The sequence below is a fragment of the Saccharopolyspora aridisoli genome (genome assembly GCF_004348445.1).
In the GTDB taxonomy this organism is placed as follows: domain Bacteria; phylum Actinomycetota; class Actinomycetes; order Mycobacteriales; family Pseudonocardiaceae; genus Saccharopolyspora; species Saccharopolyspora aridisoli.
In genome coordinates this window covers 42,323-54,467 of sequence record NZ_SMKV01000005.1, presented here as the reverse complement: position 1 = coordinate 54,467, position 12,145 = coordinate 42,323, and the positions used below count along the sequence as shown (strand labels likewise).

Annotated in this window: 11 protein-coding genes; 9 read left to right on the top strand and 2 right to left on the bottom strand. The window is 69.8% G+C overall.

What is annotated here, in order from left to right; all coding sequences use genetic code 11:
• Positions 1-372 precede the first annotated feature (372 nt).
• Positions 373-1,233 carry a 3-hydroxybutyryl-CoA dehydrogenase gene (locus E1161_RS05310; protein ID WP_132620176.1) on the top strand — a complete coding sequence of 287 codons (861 nt, stop codon included), beginning with the start codon at positions 373-375 and terminating at the stop codon, positions 1,231-1,233.
• Positions 1,234-1,411: 178 nt separating this feature from the next.
• Here the strand turns inward: E1161_RS05310 and E1161_RS05305 are convergent, their stop codons facing one another.
• Positions 1,412-2,074: a GntR family transcriptional regulator gene (locus E1161_RS05305; RefSeq protein ID WP_132620174.1), complete on the bottom strand. Its 663-nt coding sequence runs from the start codon at positions 2,072-2,074 to the stop codon at positions 1,412-1,414.
• Between the two features lie 135 nt (positions 2,075-2,209).
• Here E1161_RS05305 and E1161_RS05300 point away from each other — a divergent pair, with 135 nt between their 5' ends.
• The 3 genes from E1161_RS05300 (at position 2,210) to E1161_RS05290 (ending at position 5,817) form a co-directional block, all read left to right on the top strand.
• On the top strand, positions 2,210-3,391 hold the full coding sequence (locus tag E1161_RS05300; RefSeq protein ID WP_132620172.1) for a CaiB/BaiF CoA transferase family protein: 1,182 nt from the start codon (positions 2,210-2,212) through the stop codon (positions 3,389-3,391).
• Positions 3,388-4,581, top strand: a complete 1,194-nt coding sequence (locus E1161_RS05295; RefSeq protein WP_132620170.1) for an acyl-CoA dehydrogenase family protein — start codon at positions 3,388-3,390, stop codon at positions 4,579-4,581. Before E1161_RS05300 ends, E1161_RS05295 begins: the two co-directional genes overlap by 4 nt.
• 75 nt (positions 4,582-4,656) lie before the next feature.
• Positions 4,657-5,817, top strand: coding sequence for an MFS transporter (locus tag E1161_RS05290; protein ID WP_132620168.1), 1,161 nt, complete (start codon positions 4,657-4,659; stop codon positions 5,815-5,817).
• Positions 5,818-5,826: 9 nt separating this feature from the next.
• Here the strand turns inward: E1161_RS05290 and E1161_RS05285 are convergent, their stop codons facing one another.
• Positions 5,827-6,627, bottom strand: coding sequence for an SAM-dependent methyltransferase (locus tag E1161_RS05285; RefSeq protein ID WP_132620166.1), 801 nt, complete (start codon positions 6,625-6,627; stop codon positions 5,827-5,829).
• Between the two features lie 173 nt (positions 6,628-6,800).
• Between E1161_RS05285 and E1161_RS05280 the strand changes: the two genes are divergently transcribed.
• The 5 genes from E1161_RS05280 (at position 6,801) to E1161_RS05260 (ending at position 11,843) form a co-directional block, all read left to right on the top strand.
• Entirely contained in the window at positions 6,801-7,883 is a 1,083-nt protein-coding gene (locus E1161_RS05280; protein WP_132620164.1) for an S-(hydroxymethyl)mycothiol dehydrogenase, read from the top strand.
• 31 nt (positions 7,884-7,914) lie between these two features.
• Positions 7,915-8,544, top strand: coding sequence for an MBL fold metallo-hydrolase (locus tag E1161_RS05275; RefSeq protein WP_132620162.1), 630 nt, complete (start codon positions 7,915-7,917; stop codon positions 8,542-8,544).
• Between the two features lie 221 nt (positions 8,545-8,765).
• Positions 8,766-10,004 (top strand): sensor histidine kinase, encoded by a 1,239-nt coding sequence (locus E1161_RS05270; protein ID WP_132620160.1) that lies wholly within the window; start codon positions 8,766-8,768, stop codon positions 10,002-10,004.
• Positions 10,005-10,040: 36 nt separating this feature from the next.
• Positions 10,041-10,739 (top strand): response regulator, encoded by a 699-nt coding sequence (locus tag E1161_RS05265; RefSeq protein WP_132620158.1) that lies wholly within the window; start codon positions 10,041-10,043, stop codon positions 10,737-10,739.
• Between the two features lie 42 nt (positions 10,740-10,781).
• A complete protein-coding gene (locus E1161_RS05260; RefSeq protein ID WP_132620156.1) occupies positions 10,782-11,843 on the top strand; it encodes a Gfo/Idh/MocA family protein in 1,062 nt (353 codons plus the stop codon).
• The last annotated feature ends 302 nt before the right edge of the window (positions 11,844-12,145 follow it).

Sequence of the window (12,145 nt, the reverse complement as noted above, 5' to 3'; positions counted from 1 at the left end):
TCGCCGAGCACGATGATCCGTCGCAGCGGCGGCATCTGCTCGCTCATGGTGGCGGGTCATCGCAGTCGGTCACGCAGATCCCCGTTAGCGCTGATCGGGGCGTTGTGCAAGCGAAATGATCGTCCACCGCGCATGTCCGGAGCGCATGCGCCCGGCCACGCACAGTGGGGTAACCTCGACATCGCACAGGGGGTCAGGGTCGGACAGTCGGGGGACGACCGGGAGCCGGGTTCGCAACGCGGACCCGGCTCTCTGCGCGTCAGGTGTGCCTTCGCGCACTGTTGATCGGTCCCGTTCGGCGGTTTTTGGCATGATCCGAGCCGGATAGCGTCGCGTAGCGGCAGTGCTGCCGGGAGCGGAAGGAACTGTGTGGTGACCAAGATCGAACGCCTGGGAGTCGTCGGTGGCGGGCAGATGGGCGGGGGCATCGCCGAGGTCGGCGCCCGCGCTGGTCTGGACGTGATCGTTCGCGAGATCGACGACGACGCGGCTCGGGCGGCTCGCTCTCGGCTGTGGAAGTCGCTCAACCGCGCGGTCCAGAAGGGCAAGCTGACCGAGGCCGAGCGCGACGCGACCCAGGAGCGCCTGCACTTCACCACCACCCTCGCTGACCTCGACGACCGCGACATGGTGATCGAGGCGATCGCCGAGGACGAGGACCTCAAGCTCAAGCTGTTCGAGGAGCTCGACGAGCTCCTCACCGACCCGGAGGCGATCCTGGCCTCCAACACCTCGTCCATCCCGATCGCCAAGCTCGCCGGCGCCACCGAGCGTCCGGACAAGGTCATCGGTGTGCACTTCTTCAACCCGGTTCCGGTGCTCAACCTGGTCGAGCTGGTTCCGTCGCTGCTCACCAGCGAGCAGACCGTCGAGCGCGCCCGCGGTTTCGCCACCGAGCAGCTCGGCAAGGAGACCATCCGCGCCGAGGACCGCTCCGGTTTCATCGTCAACGCGCTGCTGGTGCCCTACCTGCTCTCGGCGATCCGCATGTTCGAGGCCGGGCACGCCAGCGCCGAGGACATCGACAACGGCATGGTGCAGGGCTGCGCCCACCCGATGGGTCCGCTGCGGCTGTCGGACATGGTCGGCCTGGACACCCTCAAGGCCATCGCCGACTCGATGTACCAGGAGTACGCCGAGCCCACGTACTCCGCTCCGCCGCTGCTCAAGCGCATGGTCGACGCGGGCATCAAGGGCAAGAAGACCGGTCAGGGCTTCTACACGTACGAATGATCGCTGTGGTCACCCTGCTTGCCGGTGCGGGCAGCGGAACCTGACGCGCCTGACTCCGTGCGGCAACGACTCCGCATGGCCGCACAGCGTCGCGGCGTGCTCGCCGAAGGACGCGTCGGTTGCTCCCCAGGGGGCAAGGCGCGGTGGCGCAAGCTGAGCCCCACACGGGAGGCACCGGCTACCGCCGGATCTGCTCCTCCTCGCCGATGGTGCCGCGCAGGGCGTCCACGGCGTGGTGCCGGTGCTCGGCCAGCAGGCGGACGAGGTCCTCGGGGTCGCGGTTGTCCGCCGCGGCGATGATGGCCTCGTGCTCGCGGCGGACCCGGGCCCGGTTGGTGCCGGAGTTGTAGTAGACGGCGCGATAGGCGTCCGTGGCGTCCCAGAGCGTGCGCACAACGCGCAGCAGCCGCGGCAGTCCGGAGGGTTCCAGCAACGCGAAGTGGAAGCGGCGGTTGGCCGCGATCATCGCCACCAGATCGCCGTCCTCGGCCGCTTGCTCCACGTCCTGGCCCGCGTCGGTGATGCGCGTCAGATCGGCGTCGGTGAGCCGGTCGGTGGCCACCCGCGCAGCCTCGGACTCCAGCAGATCCCGCATCCGGTAGACCTCCAGCAGGTCCGCCAGCGACAGCTCGGCCACCGAGTAGCCCCGGTGCGGTTGGTGGACGACCTGCCCTTCGGCTTCGAGCGTCTTCAGCGCCTCCCGCAGCGGCACGCGGCTGACGCCCAGGCCTGCCGCGATCGTGTCCTGGCGGATCGGCTGGCCCGGCGAGAGCTCTCCCGACACGATGGATTTGCGCAGCTCGTCGAGGACGAAGGCCTGAGTGGTGGGCGGTCTGCGCATCGCGGTTCTCCAGCATCGGGTGCGGACACGCGGGCGCTCGGAACGGCTTGACCGCGCATCGATCAACTGTATATTGGATCCAAATTTCCGGACGCGCAAGAACGTCGCTGCGCGCGCCGTCGGAAGGGTGGGGTCATGGAAGCGCTGCCGTTGGACGGCGTCGTCGTCGCGGACTTCAGCCGGGTGCTGGCCGGCCCGTACGCCACGATGCTGCTGGGCGACCTCGGGGCCACCGTGATCAAGGTGGAGCGCCCCGGCACGGGGGACGACACGCGCTCCTGGGGACCGCCCTGGACCGAGAACAGCTCCTCCTACTTCGAATCCGTGAACCGCGGCAAGCGCAGCGTGCGCCTCGACCTGTCCCAGGACGAAGACCGGGCCGCCGCGCGCGAGCTGATCCGGCGGGCCGACGTGCTGGTCGAGAACTTCAAGGTGGGGTCGCTGGCGCAGCACGGCCTGGACTTCGAGGCCGCGCACGAGATCAACCCGCGGCTGATCTACACCTCGATCTCCGGGTTCGGTTCCCAGGAGGGTGCCGAGCTGCCCGGGTACGACTTCGTGGTGCAGGCGCTGGGCGGCCTGATGAGCATCACCGGTGAGCCCGAGCGGCCACCGGTGAAGGTCGGCGTCGCCGTGGTCGACGTGCTCACCGGCAAGGACGCGGCGCTGGGCATCATGGCCGCGCTGCGCCACCGGGACGTGACCGGCCGCGGGCAGCACGTCGAGGTCAACTTGATGTCCAGCCTGCTGGGCTCGCTGGCCAACCAGATGTCGAGCCTGCTGACCACCGGCATCGCGCCTCAGCGGATGGGCAACCAGCACCCGAGCATCGCCCCCTACGAGACGCTGCGCTGCGAGGACGCCTTCCTCGCGGTGGCGGTGGGCAACGACGCGCAGTTCCGCAAGTTCAGCGAGGCGCTGGGCCTGGTTTCCATGGCCGACGACCCGAAGTTCGCCACCAACGCCCAGCGGGTCGCCCACCGCGAGGAGATGGTGAGCAGGCTGGAGAACGTGCTCGGCGCGCGGCCAGCCGCCGACTGGCAGCAGCGGCTGCAGGGTGTGGGCATCGCGTGCGGGCAGGTCAACGACCTGTCCGGGGCGGTGCACTACGCCGAGTCGTTGGGTTTGCGGCCGATGGTCGACCCCGGCGGCGGCGCCGCGATGCAGGTGCGGATGCCCATCGACTTCTCCGGGCACGGCAGCGCCGAGATGACCGCGCCGCCGTTGCTCGGTGAGCACGACAAGGAGGTCCTCGCGTGGTTGGAGGGCCCCGAACAACAGCTTCCCCCGATCTCGTCCAGGAGGGACCCGCGATGAGCGCCCCCGGAAACCGCCCGAAGTTCGACCCGCACGACCCGCTGGGCATCGACGCCGAATTCACCTCGGAACAGCTGGCGATCCGCGACAGCGTGCGCGCCCTGTGCCGCGACCACGTGCACCCGCACGTCGCCGAGTGGTACGAGAACGGCGAGTTCCCGCAGGCCCGCGAACTGGCCAGGGAGCTGGGCAAGCTCGGCGTGCTGGGCATGCACCTGGAGGGCTACGGCTGCGCCGGTCTGTCCGCTGTGGACTACGGAATCGCCTGCGAAGAGCTCGAAGCCTGCGACTCCGGGTTGCGCTCGCTGGTGTCGGTCCAGGGATCGCTGGCGATGTACGCGATCTGGCGCTGGGGGTCGGAGGAGCACAAGCAGCGCTGGCTGCCGCAGATGGCGGCCGGCGAGGCGATCGGGTGCTTCGGCCTGACCGAGCCCGACCACGGCTCGGACCCGTCGTCGATGCGCACGTCCGCTCGCCGCGACGGTTCCGATTGGGTGCTCAACGGCCGCAAGATGTGGATCACCAACGGCAGCATCGCCTCGGTGGCGGTCGTGTGGGCGCAGACCGACGAGGGCGTGCGCGGCTTCGTGGTGCCCACCGACGCGCCGGGCTTCTCGGCTCCGGAGATCAAGCACAAGCTCTCGCTGCGCGCGTCGGTGACCGCCGAGCTGGTGCTCGACGACGTCCGGCTGCCGGCCGATGCCGTGCTGCCCGAGGTCACCGGCCTGCGCGGCCCGCTGTCCTGCCTCAACGAGGCCCGCTTCGGCATCGTGTGGGGTTCGGTGGGTGCCGGGCGCAGCTGCCTGGAAGCGGCGCTGGACTACGCCACGAGCAGGGAGCAGTTCGGACGCCCGATCGGTGGGTTCCAGCTCACCCAGTCCAAGTTGGCCGACATGGCTGTGCGGGTGCAGAACGGCAGGCTGCTGGCGCTGCACCTGGGCAAGCGCAAGGACGCCGGGAAGTTGAGCCCGCAGCAGGTCAGCTTCGGCAAGCTGGACAACGTCCGGGGTGCGCTGGAGGTCGCCCGCACCGCGCGGACGATCTTGGGTGCCAACGGGATCTCGCTGGAGTACCCGGTGATCCGGCACATGACGAACTTGGAGTCGGTGCTGACCTACGAGGGCACCAGCGAGATGCACGCGCTGACCATCGGTCAGGCGCTGACCGGGATCCCAGCCTTCCGGGGATGACGAGTTCGTCACCTTAGCCTTGCTAAGGATCGTTCGGCGCCGGAGGCTGGCAGGACCTGGGATGAAGGGGTCTTGATGTCAGCCGTGGCGGTCGGACAGCGCAGCGTCGGAATGCCGCGAGTGCTCTCGTCGGTGGCCGCGGTGGTGACCGTCGGGGTGTTCCCGGTGTTCCTGGTCGGCGGGCTGGGCGTGCAGTTGCAGCAGGACCTGCGCTTCGGTGCCGCGCTGCTGGGCGTGGGCGCGGCTGGGTTCTTCGGCGTGGCGTCGATGTCCTCACGCGGCATGGGCTGGGTGGTGGAGCGCATCGGCGCCCGGCTCGGCATGCGCATCGGCGTCCTCGGCAGCTCGCTGTGCCTGTTCGGGCTGTCGGCGGCGCCGAACGCGGTCTGGCTGATGGGACTGCTGTGGCTGGCAGGTCTGCCCAACTCGCTGGCGCAACCGGCCTCGAACCTGCTGATCGCACAAGGCATTCCGGCGCACCACCGGGGAATGGGCTTCGGCGTGAAGCAGTCGTCGATCCCGGCCGCCACGCTCCTGGCGGGCGTGGCGGTGCCCGCCATCGCGCTCACCGTCGGCTGGCGCTGGGTGTTCCTGGTCGGCGGCGTGATCGGACTGGTCGCGGCCGTGGCGGTGCCGAGGTTGCCGCAGGCCGAACGGACCCAGGCCTCCCGCCGGGGTGCGGCCGGTACCGACGGGAACTTCACAGCGCTGCTGCTGATCGCGATCGCCGGTGGGTTGGGTTCGGCAGCGGCCAACGCGTTGGGAGCCTTCGTCACCACCACCGCCGTCGAAGTGGGCTTCAGCCCGTGGGCCGCAGGACTGGTGCTGTCGTTGGGATCGGCCGTGGGGCTGACGATCCGGCTGGTCGCCGGTGTGACCGCGGACCGGAAGAACCCCAACTTGATCCGCGTCATCACGGTGATGCTGCTGGTCGGTTCGCTGGGTTTCGGTCTGATGGCGGTGGATTCGCCGCCGGTGTTCCTCATCGGCGTGGCCATCGGTTTCGGCGCGGGCTGGGCGTGGCCGGGACTGCTGAACTTCGCCGTCGCCAAGATCGCCCCGGACCGGGTGGCCAGCGCGACCTCCTTCACCCAGACCGGCATCTACTTCGGCGGCAGCCTCGGCCCGCTCCTGTTCGGGCTCACCGCCGAACACGCAGGCCTCACCGGCGCTTGGATCGCCGCAGGCGTCTGCGCGATCACGGCCGCGATCCTGCTGATGTTCGTCCGGCGTTGACCGGGTTCGTCACTTCCGCGCCAAGCCGCCGAACAGCAGGCGGTAGGGGGCCGGGGTCCGCATGCCCGGGTCCGGGCGCCAGTCGCTCAGGTAGGTGGTGCCGGGAGGCACCGGCGTGAAGTCACCGAAGTAGGACTCGATGCGGTCGGTGTCGCGCGGGAAGAGCGGGTCCGAGGTTTCCGCGTAGTGCTCAGCGAGCGTGCGGGCCGCGGCCGGGTCGTGGCTGCCGGTGACGTGCGCGATCAGCAGGTGGCTGCCGGGGGCTAGCTCGGCGCGGTACCCGGCCACCAGGTCTTCCGGGTCATCGGAGTCCGGGATGAACTGCAGCACCGAGGACATCAGCAGCCCGACCGGCTCGTCCATGGTCAGCAGCGCTCGGACCTCAGCGGACTCCAGCACCGACTGGGGGTCGCGCATGTCGGCGTGGGTGATGGCGGCGTTGATCTCGGCGGCGAGCAGTGGCTTGCTGTGCGCGACCGTCAGCGGCTCGTTTTCCACGTAGACGACCCGGAACTGGCGGGTGCGCCGACGCGCCACCTCGTGCACGTGACCGATGGTGGGGATGCCCGAGCCCAGGTCGAGGAACTGCCGGACACCGTGCGCGAGCAGGTATTCCACCGCTCGGCGCAGGAACGCCCGGTTCTCCTGGTAGGCGCCGGTGATGCCGGGCAGGGAGGTGCCGATGCGCTCCACCACCTCGCGCTCGACTCCGAAGTTGTGGCAACCTCCGAGGAATGCGTCGCACATCCTGGCGGCAGCGGGACGTCCGATGTCCATTTCCCGGACAGCCGCTTCGCGCGTGTCGACCATGCTCGTCCTCTCCCCTCCGCTGGGATCTTACCGTAGTCGTCACCTAACCCTTCGTGTCCAACATCGATCGGGGACGCGGATCGGTGACCCCTTGTGATGGCCGGTCGTGCATATGACGATGTTGACTGCGCTCATCCACAGAGATTCCGACAACGCGTTCCCAGGAGGTAGTCGTGTCCGACGTGCAGGCGGTGGTTTCGGCCGGCAAGGGCAAGCCGGTCGAGGTGGTGACGATCAAGGTCCCGGACCCGGGGCCTGGTGAGGCCGTCGTTCGCGTCCAGGCGTGCGGGGTCTGCCACACCGACCTGCACTACCGCGAGGGCGGCATCAGCGATGACTACCCGTTCCTGCTCGGCCACGAAGCCGCCGGTGTCGTGGAGCAGATCGGCGAGGGGGTCACCGACGTCGAGCCCGGTGACTTCGTGGTGCTCAACTGGCGCGCGGTGTGCGGGGTCTGCCGGGCCTGCAAGCGCGGTCGTCCGCAGTACTGCTTCGACACCCACAACGCCTCCCAGCCGATGACGCTGGGCGACGGCACGCCGCTGTCCCCGGCGTTGGGAATCGGCGCCTTCGCGGAGAAGACGCTGGTCCACGCCGGTCAGTGCACGAAGGTCGATCCTTCGGCGCGGGCCGCGGTGGCCGGGCTGCTGGGATGCGGCGTGATGGCGGGCATCGGCGCGGCCGTCAACACCGGCCAGGCCGGACCGGGCGACAGCGTGGCTGTCATCGGTTGCGGCGGTGTCGGGGACGGGGCCGTGGCCGGAGCGGCGATGGCCGGTGCCCGGCGCATCATCGCGGTGGACACCGACCCGAAGAAGCTGAGCTGGGCCGAAGGCTTCGGTGCCACGCACACGGTCAACGCCGCCGAGCAGGACAGCGTGGAGGCGATCCGGGAGCTCACCGGTGGTTTCGGCGCGGACGTGGTGATCGACGCGGTCGGCAGGGTCGAGACCTTCAAGCAGGCGTTCTACGCGCGCGACCTGGCCGGAACCGTGGTCCTGGTCGGCGTTCCCACGCCTGAGATGACGCTGGACCTGCCGCTGCTGGACGTCTTCGGCCGGGGCGGCGCGATCAAGTCGTCCTGGTACGGCGACTGCCTGCCGGAACGCGACTTCCCGATGCTCGTCGAGCTGTACCAGCAGGGCAGGTTGCCGCTGGAGAAGTTCGTGACCGAGGAGATCGCCCTCGGCGACGTCGAGCAGGCATTCGACAAGATGCACCGCGGAGAAGTCCTACGCTCCGTGGTGACCTTCTGAACCCCGATCCCCGAATCCCGGTGGTGAGAAAATGACTTTGCGAATGGACCACGCGGTCACGTCCGGAACCTTCTCGCTGGACGGCCAGACGTTCGAAGTGGACAACAACGCCTGGGTCATCGGCGATGACTCCGAGTGCGTGGTGCTGGACGCGCCGCACGACGTGGCCGCGATCCAGAAGCTGATCGGTGACCGGGAGGTGCGCGCCGTGCTGTGCACGCACGCTCACGACGACCACGTGCGCCGGGCGCCGGAACTGGCCGACGCGGTCGGTGCCCCGATCCACTTGCACCCGGACGACCTGGTGCTGTGGAACATGACCCACCCCGACCGCGAGCCCGAGCGGCAGCTGTCCGACGGCGAGGTCATCGAAATCGGCGGTGGTGAGCTGCACGTGCTGCACACGCCGGGCCACGCGCCAGGCGCGGTCTGCTTCTACGCGCCGAGCGAAGGCGTGGTGTTCACCGGCGACACGCTCTTCGCCGGTGGTCCGGGTGCGACCGGGCGCTCCTACTCGGACTTCGGCGTGATCACCGGTTCGATCCGGGACCGCTTGCTGCCGCTGCCGCCGGAAACCGAGGTCCACCCTGGACACGGAGAGTCGACGACGATCGGCGAGGTGCGTCCCCAATTCGACGAGTGGGTGGCTCGCGGCCACTGACCAGTCGTCGGTTCGACACGGAGCGTTCCACACTCCCCCACTTTCGACGGATGAGGTGGGGCCGAACGGCGGGCATGCTCTTTGAGCCCGTCGTTCGGCGTGCCGGTGCGACGGGAGCCGCGTGCCGCGGATGCCGGAACCCCCGACTCCGGTGTTCGCGGCACGTGTTGCCGACGGGGCCGCACTCGGCTCCGTGAGCCCGTTGCAGACAGGCAGGTGCGATGGACCAGGTCGTCGGCAGGCTGGTGCTGTCCCGTTCCGAGTCGGGGTTCTGGCAGTGGGCGCTGACCCATCGCGTGACGCTCGGCGACGTCGCGTTCGTGCTCGCCGCGTCGGTGCTGTACGTCTTCGACGCCGCGCTGGCCGACCACCCGCCGTGGATGCCGTGGTGGGTGCCGATGGCCATCGGCGGCCCGGCCGGTCTGCTGCTGCCGCTGCGCCGCAGGGCTCCGTGGACGGTGCTGTTCGTGCTGGTCGCGACGGCGTCCGGGCTGAGTGCCTTCCAGCTGAGCATCGGTGCGCTGAACCTGGTCATCCAGGTCGCGCTGTACTCGGTGTGCGTGCGCAGCACGCCGTCGATGATGGTGGCCGCCGCAGGACTGGCGATGTTCTACCCGGTCGCCGATGCGATCGCCTACGGGATGGGGCCGCTGATGGGCGCGCTGCGGGTCATCGGGGCCGTGGTGAACCTGGTGATCGTCGTCGGCCTGGCCTACGCGGTGCAGATCGGCCGCAGGCGCGCTGATCAGCTGGAACGCACGTTGGCGCTGCTGGACGAGGCTCGTGATCAGCTGGCCGCCGACGCCGCCTCGATCGAACGGGCCCGGATAGCGCGGGAGTTCCACGACATCGTCTCGCACAACCTCTCGGTGGTGGCGCTGCGCGCGGGTGTGGCGCGGGCGGTGATCGACCGCGATCCCGACCACGCCAGGCAGACGCTCCAGGAGCTGGAGTCCAGCTCGCGGGGAGCGCTGGGGGAGATGCGGGACATGCTCACCGCGCTGCGCGAGCGCGACGTGACGGGCAAGGAAACCGTTGACTGGCAGCCCACGCCCACCTTGGACGGCCTCGACGCCCTGGTGGACTCGGTCCGCGGCGGGCAGGTGACCTGGAAGCTGGACCGGCGCGGCCCGGTCCGAGCGCTCGGGCAGGCCGTGGAGATGACGGCGTACCGCATCGCCCAGGAGGCGATGACCAACGTGCTCAAACACGCCGGAGCCGGCCGTGCGCGGGTGCTGGTGGAGTACGCGCCCACCACGGTGCGCATCGAAGTCACCAACGAGCTCAGCGCGCTCGACGACCAGAAGCAGCGGCCTGCGCACCAACCGTCGGGTCACGGGTTGATCGGCCTGCGGGAACGCGTTGCGCTGCTGGGCGGAACTTTGACAGCACATCCAGTTATGAACGGTTTTCGCCTTGAGGCCGTGTTACCGTGCCCGGAAAATTCGGACCTGGCCTGAGCCGAAATGTCAGGCCGCCAGGACCTAGGAGGCTCGGTGGGAACTGCGGAGACGACCGTCCTGGTTGCCGATGACCAAGCGATGATCCGCGCGGGACTGGTCGCGCTCCTGTCCAACGAGCCGGGACTTCGCGTTCTGGCCGAGGCTTCCGACGGTGACTCGGCCGTGGCCGCGGTGCGGCGGAGACGTCCGGACGTGGTGCTGCTGGACGTGCGGATGCCGGGCAAGGACGGCATCGCAGCAGCGCAGGAGATTCTCGCGGAGACCGATGGCGCGACGTCGGTGATCATGCTGACCGTGCACGACCTCGACGAGTACGTCTACGGCGCGCTGCGCGCCGGGGCGAGCGGTTTCCTGCTCAAGGACGCCAGTCCGGAGGAGCTGGTCAAGGCCGTGCACACGGTCGCGGCGGGAGAGGCTCTGCTGGCGCCCCGGGTGACCAAGCGGCTGCTCCAGCGCTTCGCCGCGCTGGGCGTGCGCGACGCCCGCAGCGAGCTGTCCGTGCTCACCGAGCGCGAGGTGGACGTGCTGCTGGAGGTCGCGCGCGGCGGCTCCAACGCCGAGATCGCCCGCAACCTGGGCCTGGCCGAGCTGACCGTGAAATCGCACCTCTACCACGTGATGCAGAAGCTCCAGATCTCCTCGCGGACGCAGCTGGTGATCCTCGCCTACGAGACCGGCCTGGTCTGCCCGGGTCAGGACAACGCCCGTCCGCCGCGCCAGGTCTCGGCCTGACGCCCTGCCGAACCCGTGCGGCGCGACGTGTCTAATGGGGTCATGCACGGCTCGGAACAGCACGAACTCAAGGTCGGACTCGTCGGCTACGGCTCGGGTGGAGCGATCTTCCACGCGCCGTTGATCGCCGCCAACCCGCGGCTGCGGCTCGACGCGGTCGTCACCTCGAACCCGGAGCGGCAGGCGCAGGTGCGCGCCGACCACCCGGGCACCGAGCCGGTGGCCGGGATGGACGCGCTGTTCGCCCGCGAGCCCGACCTGGTGGTCGTCACGACGCCCAACCGGACGCACGTCGAGCTCACCAAGGCCGCGCTGGACGCCGGTGTCCCGGTGGTGGTGGACAAGCCCTTCACGCCGACGGCGCAGGAGGGCCGCGAGCTCATCGAGCACGCCCGCGAACGGGGACTGCTGCTGACGGTGTTCCAGAACCGCCGTTGGGACAGCGACATCCGGACCGTGCGCAAGGTGCTTGCCGGCGGTGAGCTGGGGCGGGTGCACCGCTTCGAGTCCCGCTTCGACCGCTGGGCGCCGCAGCCGAAGCCGACGTGGCGCGATTCCGGTGGCGCCGAGGACGTGGCGGGACTGCTCTACGACCTGGGCAGTCACCTCATCGACCAGGCGCTGCAGCTGTTCGGCCCGGTCGCCTCGGTCTACGCCGAGATCGACCGTCGCAGACCGGGCGTGCGCGCTGACGACGATTCGTTCGTCTCGCTGTCCCACGTCAACGGCGTCCGCTCGCACTTGTGGATGAGCAAGCTCGCGGCGGTGTCCGGCCCCCGCCTGCGCGTGCTCGGAGACCAGGGCACGTTCACCAAGCACGGCACCGACCCGCAGGAAGCCGACCTCCGCGCGGGCAAGCGCCCCGTGGACGACACCTGGGGCCGCGAGCCAGAGGACATCTGGGGCGAGCTCGGTGACGGCGTGACCGCGCGGAGGGTTCCGAGCGAGTCCGGCGCCTACCAGGCGTTCTACGACGAGGTCGTCGAAGCGCTCACCGTCCACGGCCCGGCCCCGGTGGACCCCGCCGACGCGGTCACGGCCCTGGACATCATCGCCGCGGCCCAGCGCTCCTCGGAGAACCAGACGGTCGAACGCCTCCTCTGACGAGCGCGCCCCCGGCACTCCGCGGCTCGCGCACGACGCTGACGTCGTGAGCGGCCGTGCCCCGCGCAGTTCTCGGTCCGAACCGACCCGTGATCAAGTGCGCCTTGCCGGGCCCGTTCGGACCAGAACCGACCGGTGCCCCCGCGCACCCGACGTCCTCCGACGCTCCTGCCCGTCCGCTCCGGGGGTCTGACGGCTCAAGGCCCGTTACTCCGAGTTGCGCCTGCGCTGTGGGGCACCAGGCTGTGTGGGTGGTTCGACTTCCGGGGGTCGGGGATGAGCAGTGATGCGCAGGTGTCCGA